The organism is Pseudoruegeria sp. SK021 (assembly GCF_002119405.1).
Taxonomy (GTDB): Bacteria; Pseudomonadota; Alphaproteobacteria; order Rhodobacterales; family Rhodobacteraceae; genus Meridianimarinicoccus.
In genome coordinates, this window is the sequence record NZ_MTBG01000004.1 from 1 (window position 1) to 16,655 (window position 16,655).

The 16,655-nt window shown below is 59.8% G+C and carries 15 protein-coding genes and 1 pseudogene; 3 read left to right on the forward strand and 13 right to left on the reverse strand.

The annotated features are described in order from the left end of the window. The 4 genes and pseudogenes from BV911_RS04445 to BV911_RS04460 form a co-directional block, all read right to left on the reverse strand. Nucleotides 1-503: pseudogene (locus BV911_RS04445) on the reverse strand (hypothetical protein); the annotation flags it as partial. Between the two features lie 180 nt (nucleotides 504-683). After that, on the reverse strand, nucleotides 684-2,303 hold the full coding sequence (locus BV911_RS04450) for a DUF1254 domain-containing protein (protein ID WP_086052391.1): 1,620 nt from the start codon (nucleotides 2,301-2,303) through the stop codon (nucleotides 684-686). Between the two features lie 62 nt (nucleotides 2,304-2,365). Next, entirely contained in the window at nucleotides 2,366-2,929 is a 564-nt protein-coding gene (locus tag BV911_RS04455) for a hypothetical protein (protein ID WP_205963792.1), read from the reverse strand. Nucleotides 2,930-2,983: 54 nt separating this feature from the next. Beyond that, complete coding sequence (locus BV911_RS04460) at nucleotides 2,984-3,733, reverse strand: outer membrane protein (RefSeq protein WP_168183973.1); 750 nt, start codon at nucleotides 3,731-3,733, stop codon at nucleotides 2,984-2,986. Nucleotides 3,734-3,994: 261 nt separating this feature from the next. On the opposite strand from BV911_RS04460, the gene BV911_RS04465 reads away from it, so the two are divergent. Together BV911_RS04465 and BV911_RS04470 are read left to right on the forward strand one after the other, a co-directional pair. After that, nucleotides 3,995-5,008, forward strand: a complete 1,014-nt coding sequence (locus BV911_RS04465) for an AraC family transcriptional regulator (RefSeq protein WP_086052393.1) — start codon at nucleotides 3,995-3,997, stop codon at nucleotides 5,006-5,008. Nucleotides 5,009-5,106: 98 nt separating this feature from the next. Then, a complete protein-coding gene (locus BV911_RS04470) occupies nucleotides 5,107-5,553 on the forward strand; it encodes a copper chaperone PCu(A)C (RefSeq protein ID WP_168183974.1) in 447 nt (148 codons plus the stop codon). 406 nt (nucleotides 5,554-5,959) lie between these two features. Here the strand turns inward: BV911_RS04470 and BV911_RS04475 are convergent, their stop codons facing one another. From BV911_RS04475 to BV911_RS04510, 8 genes are all read right to left on the reverse strand, one after another. Next, nucleotides 5,960-6,718, reverse strand: a complete 759-nt coding sequence (locus BV911_RS04475; protein ID WP_086052395.1) for a FadR/GntR family transcriptional regulator — start codon at nucleotides 6,716-6,718, stop codon at nucleotides 5,960-5,962. Nucleotides 6,719-7,176: 458 nt separating this feature from the next. Then, on the reverse strand, nucleotides 7,177-8,070 hold the full coding sequence (locus BV911_RS04480; RefSeq protein ID WP_205963793.1) for an SMP-30/gluconolactonase/LRE family protein: 894 nt from the start codon (nucleotides 8,068-8,070) through the stop codon (nucleotides 7,177-7,179). A gap of 171 nt (nucleotides 8,071-8,241) precedes the next feature. Beyond that, entirely contained in the window at nucleotides 8,242-9,963 is a 1,722-nt protein-coding gene (locus BV911_RS04485) for an ABC transporter substrate-binding protein (protein WP_086052397.1), read from the reverse strand. A gap of 84 nt (nucleotides 9,964-10,047) precedes the next feature. Further along, entirely contained in the window at nucleotides 10,048-10,320 is a 273-nt protein-coding gene (locus BV911_RS04490; RefSeq protein ID WP_086052398.1) for a DUF2160 domain-containing protein, read from the reverse strand. A gap of 24 nt (nucleotides 10,321-10,344) precedes the next feature. Next, the gene (locus BV911_RS04495) at nucleotides 10,345-11,196 is read right to left on the reverse strand and encodes a carbohydrate ABC transporter permease (protein WP_086052399.1); all 852 of its coding nucleotides are present in this window, start codon (nucleotides 11,194-11,196) and stop codon (nucleotides 10,345-10,347) included. Continuing rightward, the gene (locus BV911_RS04500; RefSeq protein WP_086052400.1) at nucleotides 11,197-12,069 is read right to left on the reverse strand and encodes a carbohydrate ABC transporter permease; all 873 of its coding nucleotides are present in this window, start codon (nucleotides 12,067-12,069) and stop codon (nucleotides 11,197-11,199) included. Then, on the reverse strand, nucleotides 12,069-13,145 hold the full coding sequence (locus BV911_RS04505; RefSeq protein WP_086052401.1) for an ABC transporter ATP-binding protein: 1,077 nt from the start codon (nucleotides 13,143-13,145) through the stop codon (nucleotides 12,069-12,071). Before BV911_RS04505 ends, BV911_RS04500 begins: the two co-directional genes overlap by 1 nt. A 12-nt stretch (nucleotides 13,146-13,157) precedes the next feature. After that, nucleotides 13,158-14,246 carry an ABC transporter ATP-binding protein gene (locus tag BV911_RS04510; protein WP_086052402.1) on the reverse strand — a complete coding sequence of 363 codons (1,089 nt, stop codon included), beginning with the start codon at nucleotides 14,244-14,246 and terminating at the stop codon, nucleotides 13,158-13,160. Between the two features lie 443 nt (nucleotides 14,247-14,689). On the opposite strand from BV911_RS04510, the gene BV911_RS04515 reads away from it, so the two are divergent. Then, a complete protein-coding gene (locus tag BV911_RS04515; protein ID WP_086052504.1) occupies nucleotides 14,690-15,454 on the forward strand; it encodes a DeoR/GlpR family DNA-binding transcription regulator in 765 nt (254 codons plus the stop codon). 12 nt (nucleotides 15,455-15,466) lie between these two features. Here the strand turns inward: BV911_RS04515 and BV911_RS04520 are convergent, their stop codons facing one another. Then, complete coding sequence (locus BV911_RS04520; RefSeq protein ID WP_240512142.1) at nucleotides 15,467-16,489, reverse strand: LacI family DNA-binding transcriptional regulator; 1,023 nt, start codon at nucleotides 16,487-16,489, stop codon at nucleotides 15,467-15,469. Nucleotides 16,490-16,655: the final 166 nt, after the last annotated feature.

The window sequence follows — 16,655 nt, forward strand, 5'->3', positions numbered from 1 at the left end:
GTGATCCCAGCGGCCCATTGCGGGTTGGTGATGTTATCGGTGGTGGTGGGCAACTGGATGACGGGGCCAACCCCCCAGATCAGGCCGGCACTGGTGGGTGCTTTGGGCGAGAAGAAAAAGCTTTGAACCGTGTTGCCGAAACCGAATTGATCGCCCTCGCCTGGGACGATGCCGTTTTGGCTGACCACAGGCAGGATGGTCCGCGAGATCACGTTCCAGTCTTCGCTGATCGAAAACGGAATGACGGGCTGGATGTTGACGTAGCTTTGTTCGCCGTCGCCATCGGCGCCGTACCCACTGTTGTAGTTGTACTGGAACGGGACCGAGATCAGGTTGGCAATCGGGTTGGACAGCTTTTTGGCCAACTCGACGCTGTCGTCGCCAGAACTTGCTTGAACTTCGGCGGCGTCGGCCGCTTGGGTCTCCCCCGATGTTGCCTGCGCCAGCGCACCTGAGGCGATCAGGCAGAGACCGGTGGCAAGGCTCAGGACTGGATTTTTCATAGGGGAACTCTTGTGGTTTTGGGATCGGATCAATGGAATGAGTATTGGGCCAAGCCGGAGAGAATCGAAAGTTGTTTTCTGGGATCGTGCCGCATTCGCAACCAACCGTTGCTGAGACACTGCGGTGGAAGGAGGCACGCGCGCGCCGAAGCCGCACGCGTGCCTTAGATGTTGCGACGTTTACTCGACGACGGCGATTTCGCTAGGCTGCCAGCTTTTGTCGAAGAATGACGGCATCGGGCTGTAGAGGCGCAGGATCGTCCACCAGCCCTTGGCCGGGTCGGTCTGGACCCAGTTGCCGCGCGCGACGCCCTCGGGTTGTTCTGGCGCGAAATAGACCGTGGTCGATCCATCCTCGGCGGCCTCTGCGGCCGGTGATGGGAAGCTTTGCGATCCGGCGCGGGGGTATTTCTGCGGCGTCTTCAACATCGACCGGGTCTGGTTGTCATAGACGGTGAAGGACCAGAACGCCTCGGCAGGGATGTCCTTGGGCAGGGTCACCTTATAGGTTTTCGCGCCGTCATAGGGGGTGCCGTCCGCGTCGAGGAAGTTCATCAGATACTGCGATCCGACGCCGGGGATGCGCATGATCATGCCCGGGCTATCCAGCGTATAGCCGTAGTAGAACGCGGTCCGCGAATCCAGCGTGCGGGCGCCGGTCGCCGGATAAGGCTTGAACGCGCCTTTTTCGAATGCGGGCGGCGGTGTTTCGAAGAACGCGCCGCCCTCGAACAACATGTTGCCCCAGTTGCTGCCCTCGTAATACGCCCATTCGGGGTGCTGTTGGGCAAAGCGCCAGTTTAGCGACCGTCCGGTGGCTTGACCCACGACTGCGGCATCGGTGAGGGTTTTCTTCATCTTCTCGTCGGGGGCGAACTCTTTGCCTTTGACGATGCCGATGGCGGCCAGTTGACCGGCCAATTCCACGTCATAGCTGGTGGCGGGCTCGGACTGGACGTTCTCGTTGATCAACTCGAAGAAGCCGTAATCGCTGGGCGGGATGGTGTTAAAGCTGGCATCGGTGCCTTCGATGAACTTCATCTCAGGGACCTTAGGCTCACCGGCCAGATCGACTTCGCCAGTCAGAGCGTGGGCAATGCTGGTCCCATAACTGCCCGGCACATAGGGGTAGATCTTCATGGTGTCTTTGATGTTCTGGACCGCTGGCTTGGGGTCCTTGCCATCGGAGAGATACGCGCGCGAGGCATAAAGTGCCGCGTTGGTCTTGGAATGCGCCACGAAGTAGCCACCCTCGGGCAGCGGGCCGTCATAGTCCGGGCCAACGATCAGGTACTTGCCACCCATGCCACGATCCGGGCCGGGTTTGCCGATGTCGATGATCCATGAAAACCACATGTCGTTGATCGTACCCACGGCGTCGGTCGGCTGCTCGATAACGATTGGGCCGTTCGACAGGTCGAGGGCCGCCAGATAATAGACGGTGTCGGCATTGCCGGTCAGGAAGACGCCTGCCGAGTCCATCAGCTCGGAAAAGATCACCACGTCGCCGGGGGCGGCACCGAGGCTTTCAAAGCCTTTCTTGATCGCAAGCGCCGAGGCCCCGCGGAAGCTGTTGTTATAGACGTTCAGCGCGCGGGTGAAGTCGAGCGCGTCATAGACGGTCTCGGCTGTCTCGGCGGTTGGAACGCCGTCCTTGAATTCTAGGGTGCCGATGCGGGTCTCGATGCGGTCGGGCGCGGCCAGCGCGTCCAACGTCGCTTGGGAAACATCGGCCTGCGCGCCGCTGGCCATCGCCATGCATAGGCTCAGAAATGCGGTTTGTTTAAGTGCTTGGCTCATAAGGAAGCCCTCCTGGTTTAGACGGGTGGACGGCAGGGGCCGCAGGGGCCCCTGTCATCAGCTTAGCGATAGACGGCGCGGCGGAATTCGCGACGGCGGACCCCTGCGATTGAGACCGGGGTCAGGGGCATGCCGATGATGTCGATAAAGATTGACACTTCTTCGCCCATGACCGGCATGTCACCGTCGATGATCTTGACGGTGTAATGTAGGTCGCCGTTGTCGAGAACGGGATCGGACAGCACCACAACCGTCTGGCGCAAGACGCCATCTTCCATGATTGACAGATCGGCATTTGGCGGGTCCATCAGGAAGCTGTTCTTGCCTTCGGACCAGAACGGAATGAACTTGGACGTCGACATATTGCCGGCGATGCGTTCCGGGCGATCCGAGAAGAACAATGTGACCGGGCTGATGTCATGCAGGGTCAGGCGGTTGGCATCGGCGGCATAGGCCATCGAGTCGGCGGTCTGCACGAACAGGAAATCAGCGGTTTCGCTGTCTTGCGCCGCAGCAAGGGGCCGGGCAAGGCTGGATGCAGCCGCGAAGGCCAAGGGGGCGGCCAGCAGGCTGCGGCGGCTGGGACGGTGCAGGCCCGACGGGGCGGAAGATTTTGGCTGGGTCATGAAGGCTTGGAAATCCTTGTGTGAGAGGGCGAAGCGATGTCGCCCCCGAGAAGTTCAGAACCGATAGGCGAGGCCGATGACGGGACCGTTCAATTCGACGGTGACGTCTTGGCCATCGATGGATTTCTCGATGTCGAGATAGCGCCAGCCGCCGCGTGCGGACCAGTGCTCGTTGATCTCGTAGCCTAAGGTGGCCAAGGCTTGCCACGTAAAGTTGCTGTCGCGATCGGTGCCACCGACATCAAACCCGGCCTCAACTGACCACCGATCATTGAAGGCATAGGCACCGCGCGCGCCAACCAATGGATCGACCCAGTTGTCAGTCAGGCTGGTTTTGCGTCCCGGACGTGTGCCCGGGCTCAGTGACAAGGTCATATCCAGATCATAGGCCCGGAACCCGCCCAGTAGGTCAATGGACCCTTGCGATGCTTCGAGAACGCGGTAGCCGACATAGCCGCTGAACGCCGACAGTTGGACTTCGACTTTGGCCTCTTCAAACAGGCGGCCAAACGGGGTGTCCTTGCTGGTCGACAGGTCGGCATAGATCAGGTCGGCCAGCACGCTCCAGCGGCCGTTCTGGGCGTTGATGGTGCCCATGAAGGCGAAGTCGAGGCTGTCCAGCGTGTCGCGGCTGCTGCTATCGGCGGTGATCTCGCCGACCGCGGTGCCGATATTGGTGTTCAACGACGGCACCCAGACATAGGGGGTGACGGTGTAGACCCAGTCAGAATCCTGCGCGCTGGCCGGGCCACAGATCAGGGCGCAGGCGCTGGCCGCCGCAACACCGACAGATCGACTAATCATTGATGAAATTCTCCGTAACAGGGCGCATCCGCTTGCGGAGTATAGTGTCAGAACGGCCATGATTGTAAAACGCCCAATTCTCTTTTCGTGCCAAAATCGGCGTGCATCTTGGCCGGCAGCTAAGGGGGCGCGGCCGGGTCTGTGCGGGCGCGTCGGGGCGGTCTCTGGGAATTTGGCCGCGATCATGCGAAAGAGAGAGATCGGGGGCGCTTTGGTCATGTTGCCAGAGCGGGACGAGGCTGAACCAGAGGTGCGACAGAGATGAGTTTTGCGTTTCCACTGGTGCGGGCGGCGGATATTTTTCCAGTCGTGAACTGGCTGCAAAGGTCGGGACGGCCGGTGTCAGAGATACTTGGACAGGCGCAGCTTCATGGTGCGATCTGCGAGACGCCCAACCGGCTGATCGCGCTGCAACATGCCTTGGATTTGCTGCGCATTCTGGGTGACCGGGAAGGTGCGGATATCGGTTGGCGCATGGTTTCTGGGTCCGGGGCGACTGAACTGGGGCCGGTCAGCGATATTCTGCTGGGCGCGCCGACGCTGCGGGCGGCGTTGACCCGGCTTTCGGTCGAGATGGCGCGCCACGTCACCCATGAACAATTCGCGCTGGTGCCGCGGCCGGGCGGGGCAGAGTTCACCGAGCAGATGCTGCTCAATATCGACCCCCGGGCGCGGCACCTGTGCCAGCAATATGTGCTGGCGCTGTTGCGGTCGCTGTGCCGGTTGACCGGCTATGCCGAGGATCCGTTTGGCCGGGTTGAGATTGCGCCGCACCCGGAATTGGGCGTTGCGCCCTTGGCGGGTTGGCTGGGGCCGGATGTGCGGGCCAGCGCAAGCCGGAAACTTCGGGTGTTTCTGCCCGATCACGTGTTGGACCGCAGGGTGCCGCCGCATTTGTCTGGGGCGGATACGTCAGAGCATGACCGGTTTCCCGCGCTGCGCGGTCCGGCCGGCTATGCCGGAACGGTCGAAACTTATCTTGAGCATTTGCTGGCCCAAGGCCGCGAGGTCCCCAGTGTGCAATGGGTCGCGGCGGCGGGGGGCACAAGTTTGCGCACCATGCAGCGGCGCTTGGCCGAAGAGGGCACCAACTTTTCCGATGTGCTGGACCGGGTGCGCCGGGATTTGGCCATGCAGGCCCTGGTTTCGGGCCAGCGGCCGATCGGGGCAATCGGGGCTGGCTTGGGCTATGCTAGGGCCCCGTCGTTTACCCGCGCGGTTCGGCGCTGGTCGGCGCAACCGCCTCGGACCCTGCGCGACAAGGCAGCCCGCTGAACTGACATCAGGATGACGGGTTGCCGCCGCGTCGCCGGTGTTGCTAGGACGGTCTGCACATCCCGTCCACGATGCGGGCGACAACAAGGCCTCGGATCATGAACCTTTTTCCAGCGTTTCGCCTCTTGTTGATTGCGGCGTTGACCGTTGGACTGCCGCGTCCTGCGGCGGCGCAGGTGTCTGTCACTGCGGCTTGGGTGCCGGTTGCGCCCCCGGTGGTGCGGGCGCATGCGGCCTATTTGACGTTGCACAATGCGGGCGCAGATGCCGTGGTGTTGACCGGTATCTCCGCCCCAGACTACGCCAAGGCGCAGGTGCATGACAGCGTCGACGTCGATGGTATTGCCTCGATGGTTGCGATTCCAGCGCTGGACATCCCGGCGGGCGGTACGGTCGCGCTGCGCCCCGGCGGCACCCATATCATGTTGATGGGCCCGGCAGCTTCCATCGCTGAAGGGGGCCGGGTTCCCCTTGTTCTAACCTTCTCAGATGGCACCGTGCTGGCGGTCGAGGCAGAGGTCGCCCGCCGTGGCCGTGGCAACTGATCGCCGGTTCCGGCGCTCCGCCCGGGCTTGCGGGGTGGGCGTCAGCGTTGGCGTGCCCCGCAGGTCACTCGGCGTGCAGTCGGCGGTTTTCTTGAATCCGCGGGTCCTATGAGCGCGCATCGCTTACCTCGAACACCTGTTGGGAATGCTAACTTGACCATATGTTCCTGTTGCTGCCGGCAACGGAACAAGTCGTCGATTTTCGCGTCACATTCGACGAATTCCCGCGCGCCAGACAACCGGCAGCTTCACCCTCGGTGATGCAGAGGACATGATCCCGCAAGGGGAATGTCGTGTCCGTGCGTTAAGCGACCACCTTAAAAACTGTCGCTCTCCGGCTTCGCACCAGAGAGCTGTTTGGTAGTGTGTGGGGGGGGCGGTGACTGCCCCCAGATGGGGCAGGGTCTCAGCGCAGGTCCGGCACATTTCCCATGCCTTTGAACATGCGGTTCTGCGCGGCCCGGATATGAGCATCCATCAACTTGAAGGCCGAATGATCGTCGCGGTTCCGGATCGCCCGAACGACGGCCACATGTTCGTCCTGCACCAGTTGCAACCACATCAGACTGTGCTCCAGCGTCAGCGCGCGGGTAATGTTCATCCCGGTCGACACGTGCGGCCGCATTTGGGCCTGAACACCGATGTGATAGGGGTTGTGCGTTGCGCGGGCGATAGCATCGTGCAGATCGGCGTCTTCGGTTGTCCCCAGCTTGCCTGCGAGGATCGACATTTCCAGTGTGGCAAGCGCGGTGTCGATCCGGTCGATATCCGCCGGGGTCCATTGGCGCGCTGCCAGCGCTGCGGCTGCGGGTTCGATCCCGATGCGGAATTCGAAGCAGCGTTGAACATCGGCAATGGACGACACCGGCGCAAGGGTGCTGACACCCGTCACGGGCGGTTGGGTGACATACGAGCCCGATCCCTTGCGGGACACGATCATGCCGTCGTTGCGCAATTGCGCCAAGGCTTGCCGCACCACCGGGCGCGACGCGCCGCAAAGCTCGGCCAGTCGGGCTTCCGAGGGTAGGCGCCGATTCACCACCAGATTGCTGTCCGTGATGATCTCACGAAGTTGGTCATAGACGGTGCTCGCAAGGCGGGGTGCCGACCCGTCGGCTAAGGTTGCCGATGGGTTGGCCTCTGGTCGGCCGATCTTCGAACTCATCTCGTGCCCATATTTTTGGCACGGGCAGGGGGTGTCATCTCTAGGCGGGGGGGGGACTGTGTTTCGTAACGACTAATACCAGAATCAAAATACATGTTATCCTGCCAGCAATGGTTGGGTCAGATTGAGTTGGTTATATTTAAATTTTGAAACAATTAGACAAGGGCGACCGCAATTAAATTCAAAAAAAGAAAAGTATTCGCATAAAATCTGTAAATAGCTGTATTTTAATTTGTCATATTCCTTCATTTGATTGGATTGAATTAAAAGGAATCTGGTCCTGCCTTATTATCAGGCAGACTGGTCCAGCGTAATTCGCGCGGCGCGCGCTGTTTTTGGGCGGGGTCCAATCGCCCTGTGGCCCTAATCTGGCCAGCCCCCACATCCCGTCTAGACTCGGTGTGGCGGGGGCGCGGGCGTTGCGAAAAGTCCGACGAACGTCCGATAGATGTCCGATGTTAGTCCGACGAGGGTTTTGCGCCAAACCGGTGGACCGGCACGCCTGCCACGCCGACACCGCCCTCAAGCCGGTAAAGCCCTCCCGGGACCACGACGCCGTCTTGCTCTGTGCGAAGGGATGTCAGGTAAAGCGTGCGCAGATCGTCGCCGGCAAAGCAGGGCATGGTCGGCGCAGGAATGCCCAGATCGACCCGGCGTAGAAGCGTGCCATTGGCTGCGATCCGGTTCAGGCGGCTGCCGAACACACCAGCGGACCAATAGCCGCCCTCAACATCGACAGCGCCGCCATCTGGCCGCCCGGACTCGCCGGAAAATTGCTTGATGGCCCGTCTGTTGGTTGCCGATCCGGTACTGATGTCGAAATCATAGGCCCACAGGATCGCGGCGCGGCTGTCGGAATGGTACATGGTTGTTCCGTCCGGAGACCACGCCAGCCCATTTGAGATGATCAAGCCATCGGTGATTTGGGTGACGGTTCCGTCCATCGTCACCCGGTACAGTGCCGCCGTTGCGGTCTTGTCCGCAGTATCATTCATGCTGCCGATCCAGAACGCGCCATCCGGACCAATTTTGCCATCATTCAGGCGGTTTTCTGGGCGGTCCGGTTCGGGCTGGGCCAGCAACTCCAAGACCTCGGTCTCTAGATCGAACAGGTAGACCCCGCTGCGCAAGGCCGCCACGATACGGCCATCGTCGCACAGCCCGAAACTGCCGATCGTTTCCGGCATATCCCAGCGCTGCACGTCTCCGCTGTCCGGATGGTATCGGTATAACGCAGGTGCCAGAATATCGACGAAAAACAGTGTGTTGGTTCGATCATCCCAGACCGGGGATTCCCCAAGGCCAAGGTCAAGATCGAGACAACGCTGCAGAGATGCTAAATTAGATGTCACGCGTAGGTTCCCTTCCCGTTCCGCGGAAACGGCTGTTTGAACCGTCGCTAATGCCAAGGATATCAGCCAAACTCGCGTCTGCCAATGCAGGGAAGGCAACGCCAAAAGGGGCGGTGCCAGCGGGACAAACGACATCGGCCGAGGCAGGGTGCCTCGGCCGAGATCAGTGGCTTACTGCCAGGATTTGATCAGCTCGTCATAGCTGATCGTGATCGGGTCTTCGTCTTCGTTCTCAAGCTTGGGCTTGGGGGCGCCGGGCTGGCTGAGCCAGTATTCCGGGTCTTCTTTTTCGTTCAGTTTCGGACCAATGTCCCCCTGAATCCCGGCCCGTTCCAGACGTTCCATCACCTTTTCCATGTCCGAGCACAGCGAATCCAGCGAGGCTTGCGTGGTTTTCGCACCGGACATGGCATCGCCAATGTTCTGCCACCAAAGCTGTGCCAGCTTCGGATAGTCAGGCACGTTGGTGCCGGTCGGCGACCATTGGACCCGGGCAGGCGAGCGATAGAATTCGACCAGTCCACCCAGTTTGGGGGCGCGGTCGGTGAAGTGCTGGCTGTCGATGGTCGATTGACGGATGAACGTCAGGCCGACATCAGCTTTCTTCACATCCACAGTCTTGGACGTGACGAACTGGGCATACAGCCACGCCGCATTGGCACGGTCGACGGGGGTGGATTTCATCAGCGTCCAAGACCCCACGTCCTGATAGCCAACTTTCATGCCCTCTTCCCAATAGGCGCCGTGCGGGCTGGGGGCCATCCGCCATTTTGGCGTGCCGTCTTCGTTCATCACCGGCAGGTCGGGCAACACAGAGGCGGCCGTGAATGCGGTGTACCAGAACATCTGCTGTGCGATATTGCCCTGTGCCGGGATGGGACCCGCCTCAGAGAACGTCATGCCCATTGCGGCAGGCGGCGTATAGTTTTGCAGCCAGTCGATGGATTTGTTGACAGCATAGACTGCCGCCGGTGCGTTGGTCGCGCCGCCCCGGTCCACACAAGCGCCGACAGGTTGGCTGGCGTCGTTGACGCGGATGCCCCATTCGTCAACCGGCAGGCCGTTCGGTTCGCCCTTGTCGCCCATTCCAGCCATGGACATCCACGCGTCGGTGTACCGCCAACCCAGAGAGGGGTCTTTCTTGCCGTAATCCATGTTGCCGAAGACTTCGCCTTCGACGCCGAGACGCGACAGGTCGCGACCAGTGAAGAATTCCGCGATGTCCTCATAGGCCGACCAATTGACCGGAACGCCAAGGTCATAGCCGTATTTGGCTTTGAAATCGGCTTGGTTCTGTTCGTCGTTGAACCAATCGTACCGGAACCAGTACAAGTTCGCGAATTGCTGGTCTGGCAATTGGTAGAGCTTGCCATCCGGCGCTGTGGTGAACGACGTGCCGATGAAATCGTCCAGATCGAGACCCGGGTTGGTGGCGTCCGCGCCTTCGCCGGCCATCCAGTCCGTCAGATTGCGCACCTGCTGATACCGCCAGTGGGTGCCGATCAGGTCGGAATCGTTGATATAGGCGTCATAGATGTTCTCGCCGGTCTGCATCTGGGTTTGCAGCTTTTCGACCACGTCCCCTTCACCGATCAGGTCATGGGTGACCTTGATGCCGGTAATGGCGCTGAACGCCGGCGCCAAGACTTGCGACTCGTAAATATGGGTGTCGATGGTTTCGGACACGACGTTGATGCTCATGCCTTCAAACGGCTTGGCGGCGTCGATGAACCATTGCAGTTCGGCTTCTTGGCCGGCGCGGTCCAGCACCGACAGATCGCCGATCTCGGTGTCGAGGAACGTCTTGGCCTCGTCCATCCCGGCCAGAACCGGCCCGGATGTCAGGCCGAGCGCAAGCGCCAGTGCCGTGGTTGATCTAAGTGACAAATTCATGGTTTCCTCCCAATAGTCGTCAGTTGGTCGTATCGTCGTCGGCTCGGAACTTAGCATGCGGGCCGGTGTAAAACTTGCTTTCGCTTAGACCCACCGGAACACCGCAGCGGCGTAAATCAGGCACACGATCAGGGCATAGGGTTGGTTTTGCCCGATCACGCCAAGCCAAGCCAGATTGATAAAGGCTGATCCCAGCAAGGAAATGAACAGCCGGTCGCCGCGCGTCGTTTCGATCTGAAGAACCCCCACCCGGGGCGTTTCGGGAAATTTGATCGCAAGGATCGTGAAGGTGACCAGCAACCCCGCGATCACTGCAAAGAAGGCGGCTGTGGGCCAAGTCCATGCCATCCAGGCCATAATGCGTCCTTTCCAGTCTGATGCTTACACACGGCCCAAGGCAAAGCCCTTGGCGATGTAGTTGCGCACGAAATAAATCACCAACGCGCCCGGCAGGATGGTCAGCACCCCGGCAGCGGCCAATACGCCCCAGTCAATGCCTGATGCGCCGACGGTCCGGGTCATTGTGGCCGCGATTGGTTTGGCATCCACCGAGGTCAAGGTCCGGCTGAGCAGCAATTCGACCCATGAGAACATGAAGCAGAAGAACGCCGCGACGCCGACACCGGATGCGATTAGCGGGATGAAAATCTTGATGAAGAACCGCCCGAAGCTATAGCCGTCGATATAGGCGGTTTCGTCGATTTCCTTGGGCACGCCGCGCATGAAGCCTTCCAAAATCCACACCGCCAGCGGTACGTTGAACAGGCAATGGGCCAGCGCCACGGCGATGTGAGTGTCGAACAGCCCGATTGAGCTGTAGAGTTGGAAGAACGGCAAGGCGAACACAGCGGGCGGGGCCATCCGATTGGTCAGCAGCCAGAAGAACAGGTGCTTGTCGCCCATGAAGCTGTACCGCGAAAAGGCATAGGCCGCCGGAAGCGCCACCGCGACCGAAATCGCCGTGTTCATCACCACGTAGATCATCGAATTGACATAGCCCATGTACCAGCTTGGGTCGGTCAGGATGGTGGCGTAGTTGGCGAAGGTCAGATTGCGCGGCCACAAGGTAAAGGTGTTCAGGATTTCGGTGTTGGTCTTCAGGCTCATGTTCAGCAGCCAATAGATCGGCAGCAACAAGAACAGCAGGTACAGCGTCATCACCACGACGCGGCCCTTGATGCGGGGCAGGGCGAAGGACCGGGGGGCGATCTGGCTTGGGCTTTGATCGGCCATTTACGCGCCCTCCCGCTTTTCTAGGTTGGTCATAATCGTATAGAAGACCCATGAAATCAGCATGATGACCAGGAAATACATTAGCGAAAATGCCGCCGCTGGTCCAAGGTCGAACTGTCCCAGTGCCATCTTCACCAAGTCGATCGACAAGAAGGTGGTGGAATTTCCGGGCCCGCCGCCTGTCACCACAAATGGTTCAGTGTAGATCATGAAGCTGTCCATAAAGCGCAGTAGGATCGCGATCATCATCACGCCCATGATCTTGGGCAGCTCAATGAAGCGGAACACTTTCCAGCGCGAGGCCTGATCGATCTTGGCGGCCTGATAATAGGCATCCGGGATCGATTGCAGCCCGGCATAGGCCAGCAACGCCACCAACGAGGTCCAGTGCCAGACATCCATGACAATCACGGTGGCCCAAGCGGCATAGAATTCTTGGGTGTAGTTATAGGGGATGCCAAGCTTGTCCAGCGTATAGCCCAGCAGGCCGATATCCACCCGTCCAAAGATCTGCCAGATCGTGCCGACGACATTCCAAGGGATCAGCAGGGGCAGCGACATGGTCACCAGACAAAACGACGCCCAGAAGCCTTTCTTGGGCATGTTCAGGGCGACAAAAATCCCCAAAGGCACCTCAATGGCCAGAATGATGATCGAAAAGACCATCTGACGGCCCAACGCGCTCCACATTCTGTCGCTGTGCAGAAGATCCGAGAACCAGCTGAGCCCGGCCCAAAAGAACTGGTTGTTGCCGAACGTGTCCTGAAACGCATAGTTGACCACTGTCATCAACGGCAGGACGGCGGAAAAGGCGACAAGGAACAGCACTGGCAGGACGAGAAACCATGCCTTTTGATTGACGGTCTTTTCCATTAGGCGGCCTCCCCCTGGACGCGCCAATCATTGGCGTACACGTTGATCTGCGCGGCGTCGAACGTCACCTTGGTCATATCGGCGCCGATGCTGGCGCCTTCTTCGGCGATGATGTTGATTTCGGTGCCTTGAAAGTCGGCGCGGACGATCTTGTGACGCCCGACATCCTCGATCCGGCGGATCCGGACCGGTAGGCCCTCGGTTGCCGATAACCGGGTGAATTCTGGTCGGACGCCGATTTCGAGTTTGCCAGACAGGGGGCCATAGCCGGATGCCATCGGGATATTGACGCCGTCGATCCGGGCCGTGGTGCCCGCGATCTCGGCGGGCAGCAGGTTCATCCCGGGCGAGCCAATGAAATAGCCGACAAAGGTATGGGCGGGCCGTTCGAACAATTCTTCCGGTGTGCCGATTTGCACCACCCGGCCATCATACATCACCACCACTTTGTCAGCGAAGGTCAGGGCTTCGGTCTGGTCATGGGTGACGTAGATCATCGTATGGCCAAAGCTGTGGTGTAGCGATTTCAACTGGGTGCGCAGTTCCCATTTCATATGCGGGTCGATCACGGTCAGCGGTTCGTCAAACAGCAGCGCGTTCACGTCTTCGCGCACCATGCCGCGACCCAGACTGATCTTTTGCTTCGCGTCGGCGGTCAGGCCCCTTGCCTTGCGGTCCAAGGTGGCTTCCATTCCGATCATTCCGGCAATTTCCTGAACGCGGGCGGCAACATAGGCGGCATCCGCGCCGCGGTTTTTCAGCGGAAAGGCCAGATTTTCGCGGACCGTCATGGTGTCGTAGACCACCGGGAACTGGAACACCTGCGCGATGTTGCGTTCGGTGGTGGGCGCATTGGTGACATCTTTGCCGTCAAACAAAATCCGGCCCTGCGAGGGATGCAGAAGTCCGGAAATGATGTTCAACAAGGTGGACTTGCCGCAACCGGATGATCCCAAAAGGGCATAGGCTTCGCCATCGGCCCAGTCGTGGTTCAGTTCCTTAAGCGCGAAGTCGTCTTCGCTTTTCGGATTGCGCAGATAGGAATGTGCGAGGTTATCAAGTGTGATCTTTGCCATGGTCCCTCCTCCTCAAGCCGCAAGCGCATAGGCGGCAGGGGCCAGCAATTTGCCGTCTTGAGCAAAGATGTAGATATGCGCCGGATCAAGCCAGACGGTCATTTCCCCCCCCAGATCAAGCTTATGAATGCCGTGGATCAATCCGACCCAGCGATCGCCCTGATGGGTCAGGTGGATAAATGTTTCTGATCCGGTCAACTCGGTGACGTTCAACTCGGCGGTGAAAGGCAGCGCATTCGCGGTGTGCTGTTTGATCTCCAGATGGTTGGGGCGGAAACCCGCGAGGTATTGGCCGTCGGCCAGATCGGCCAGCGGGCCGGTTGCCGGCGCGGTTTGGCCTTTGCCGAAGGTCAGGGTTGGCCCGGATTTGGTCACCGACAGGAAATTCATCGGTGGATCGCTGAAGACACGCGCCGTAGTGGCATCGACCGGTTGGCGATAGACCGACGGGGTTGGCCCGAACTGGGTGACGCGGCCTTCCCACAAGGTCGCGGTGTTGCCGCCGAGCAAAAGCGCTTCTTCGGGTTCGGTGGTAGCGTACACGAAAATGCTGCCCGCCTCTTCAAAGATTTTGGGGATCTCGACCCGCATTTCTTCGCGCAGCTTGTAATCCAGATTGGCCAAGGGCTCGTCCAGCAAGACAAGACCGGCATCCTTCACCAAGGCCCGGGCCAAGGCACAGCGTTGTTGCTGCCCGCCTGACAATTCCAAGGGTTTGCGCTGAAGCATCGGGGTCAACTTCATCAGATCGGCGGTTTTCTGAACCGCCGCATCGATCTCGTCCGCCGATTTGCCCAGCAGGCGCATGGGCGAGGCGATGTTGTCGTAGACGGTCATCGAGGGGTAGTTGATGAACTGCTGATAGACCATGGCGATCTTGCGATCCTGAACCCGAACGCCGGTGACGTCGGTGCCGTGCCACAAGACGCGGCCCGTGTTTGGCACATCAAGCCCAGCCATCAGCCGCATCAATGAGGTTTTGCCGGATTGCGTCGGGCCGAGCAGCACGTTCATCGTGCCATTGCGCAGCTCTAAACTGGTGGGATGAATGTGGGTGTCCGCGCCGACAACCTTGGAAACGCCGTCCAGGACCAACGTCATTGCGAACCGTCCTTCGCCGCGACGCGCGTCTGGCGTGCCGCTGGGACGGATGGGTCGGTGCATCTGCCCGCACGGCGCAAGCTGGTTGCGAGGCGCAGGAGCCCGGCTGTTCCGAGTGGTGTCACGCAATTCCTCCCCAAGTTTGCGGTCTCACAGGTGTTGTACTGATCTGCGGCGTAAAAGAAAACGAAATATATTCGCTTTTGTTCGTTTTAGTGCAGGGGTCCAAAATATCACAATAAAAACTGGTTCAAAAAATGTGTTTCCTCCAGCTTGAGGTGGAGACCGTCGTAAAATCACGCCGCTGCGGCGAATCGAGGCACCTCCGTTCCAACTTAGTGTGCCTGAAATTTGCGCCTGTGGAAAAATTTGAGTCGTGCGTTGCGTTTATGTTCGGATTCTTGCTATTTTTTGCGGATGTTCCCAACAGGCGGTTCGTTCCGATGTCGCAAGTGTTTCGCCATCCAGAGATCCTTGAGATCGCGCGCCGCGATGGCAAGGTCACCGTTGAAGGTCTGGCCGAACATTTTGGCGTGACCTTGCAGACCATCCGCCGGGATTTGACCGATCTGGCGGATTCGGGGCGTTTAGAGCGGGTGCATGGCGGCGCGGTCCTGCCGTCCGGTACAATCAATATCGGTTACGAAGAACGGCGCAGCCTGCACCAGCAAGCCAAGCTGCGGATCGCCAAAGCCTGTGCAGCAGAAATCCCCGAAGACGCATCGCTGTTTCTGAACATTGGCACCACGACGGAAGCGGTGGCGCATGAGCTGTTGGCGCATCGCAATTTGATGGTGGTCACCAACAACATGAATGTGGCGAACATTCTGGTGGTGAACCGGGATTGCGACATCATCGTGTCGGGCGGCACGTTGCGCCGGTCGGATGGCGGGCTGGTGGGCAATCTGACGGTGGAAACCATCAATCGCTTTAAGTTCGATCTGGCGGTGATCGGATGTTCTGCGCTGGATCTGGACGGGGATCTGTTGGATTTCGACATTCAAGAGGTCGGCGTCAGTCAGACAATCATCCGACAATCGCGCCAAACTTTTTTGGTGGCCGATCATTCCAAGTTCAGCCGCAGCGCACCGGCGCGCATTGCGTCGTTGGCCGATCTCGACGCCATCTTTACCGACCGGCCGCTGCCGGGGGATTTGGCCGAACGGTGCCGCGAATGGGGCGTCGCTGTCCGGGTCGTCAGCGAGTGAGCGCAGGCGGGGCTATGTGGTCCCGCGCGGTATGATCCGAAATCCAACGTCGAACGCATGGGTGTCGGGCGTGATCCCGGCAATTCGCGCCAGCAGCGCGTCAGCGGCTTTCCGGCCAAGGACGGACCGGTCGACCCGAACGCTGGTTAATGGCGGGACCAAATCGGCGGCATAGTCCTGATCGCCAAAGCCGATCACCCCAAAATCGCCGGGCACTGACAGGCCGCGAGACTGGGTTTCGATCAGCACGCCGTGTGCCAGCAGGTCGGAGCTGCAAAAGATTACCCCGTTCTGCATGCCTTGGTCCAGTAAGGCACGCAACGCGCGGCGTCCGCCGCCGATGCTGGCGGCGCCATCGACACAAACCTCGCGCGGGGAGTCGAAGCCAAGGTCTTGATAGGTCTTACAAAACGCGGCTTTTCGGCGGCGTGCGCGTTCATCATCTGCGGCGATCACTGCCGCGTTTGTATAGCGTAGGCTGCTGGCGAACCGGGCCACGTCTGATCCGGCATCGGCATGGGAAAACCCGACGCAAATATCGATCGGGCTTTGCGTCAGGTCCCAAATCTCAACCACGGGCAATCCCGCGCTGAGCAATAGGCTGCGGCATTGCGCGGTGTGATGAACGCCGGTCAGCAGGATCCCATCCGGGCGACGGGAAATCAGGGCGGTGACCAGCGCCTCTTCCTCGCTGGCGGAAAATCCGCTTTCCACAAGAATGGTCTGGTATCCGGCGTCGCGGACAAGGTCGATGAAATGGTGGATGAGGGCGGAATAGACGATATTGGTGATCGATGGGACGACGACGGCAACCATCCGGCTTTTCGATGAGGCCAGAGCGCCTGCCACCAAATTCGGTACATAGCCAGTGACCTGAATGGCCGCGCGGATCCGGTCCAGTGTGGCTGGCGACACCACTTCTGGGTGGTTCAAAGCGCGCGAAACCGTCGCTTGGGTGACGCCCGCCATAGTGGCGATGGTGGACATGGTCACACCGCCGGATTTTCGTGTCCGTGTATCGCCCTTGCGCGTCATGCGGTGCTCCAGCAGCTTCCAGAGTTAGGACCCGCATTCTACCTGCGCGACGGGCGGAAACCAAGGCGCGATGGGTCCGTGCGGCGATGCGCCAGCGCAGTGGGTTGTATGCGTATTCACCGGGATATTTTTCTGACCATGGCTTGGCCAAATCCGGACCATGTTC